The 873-nt window shown below is 43.1% G+C and carries 1 protein-coding gene; it reads right to left on the bottom strand.

Annotated elements, in window-relative coordinates; all coding sequences use genetic code 11:
* On the bottom strand, positions 1-194 hold a 194-nt coding region (locus ACFO6W_RS25760; RefSeq protein WP_380001951.1), incomplete at its 3' end, for a DUF5106 domain-containing protein.
* Positions 195-873: the final 679 nt, after the last annotated feature.

Here is an 873-nt window from a genome sequence, read left to right as displayed (position 1 = left end):
TACGCCGTATCGCTGAAATCAAAGTTATCCCAGTAATGGGCAATGAGGTAGCCGGCACGCTCCGCAGGACGGCTAAGCTCCACGGGTATAACAGGCGGAATGAACCGGCGGGGCGCATCCCCCGGCGGGGACGCCTGTGCCTCTACTGCGGCGGGCTTGTCATCCTCCCCGAAGGCCTGGAAGCAGAAAATCATCAACCCGAAAACCAATAAGGGGTAGATGATATAAATCAGTATCCTGATAATTTTAACCATACTTATTCTGTTTTTATGGTTCGAGTATTTAATCAGCCAATCAGCTAATCAAAGCAGCCAATTAACTAATTTCAATATCAGCAGTAGCTTTATTTTATACATACCTGCTAACACGGTTAATAACTGCCGGGCAAATGCAGGCTTCCGGAGATAGAGTATATGAGATCATGAATCACAAATAAGAAGCCTGCCAGCCCAAACTAAATGAACAAGTAATAATAACGTTTTATGTGTAGACAGTTAATTGTCATATACTCCACCATTACCGGAATTCCATTCTGCAAATCCTCCTCTTTACATACCCGTTTATATTCATTCCTGACACGTACCAAGTGAGGGCATCTGTTTACTCAACGCATATAAACCCATACAAAATTAGGCGTTAATATTCTATAAACCGTTACCCGTTTTTGCCCACTTATTAGCCATTTTGTACCATCACATCGGTTTTAGTGGCTGGAAACGCGCAAAGCATAGGGGTGTCGTTACATCTTCGTGCGGGGTTGCAGCCAGCTACCTGCATGAACCGGCCTTTTTTTCTTTTCTATAGGGTAGCGTTGCGTGTCTGTTGCACAACTAATTTTAGATAATTATTAAAACCATACTATTTATGAAACAA

Source organism: Dysgonomonas termitidis (assembly GCF_042654545.1).
Classification (GTDB): Bacteria; Bacteroidota; Bacteroidia; order Bacteroidales; family Dysgonomonadaceae; genus Dysgonomonas; species Dysgonomonas termitidis.
Note: the sequence above shows the minus strand (reverse complement) of the source record. Positions and strands in the feature narration are given on the sequence as shown.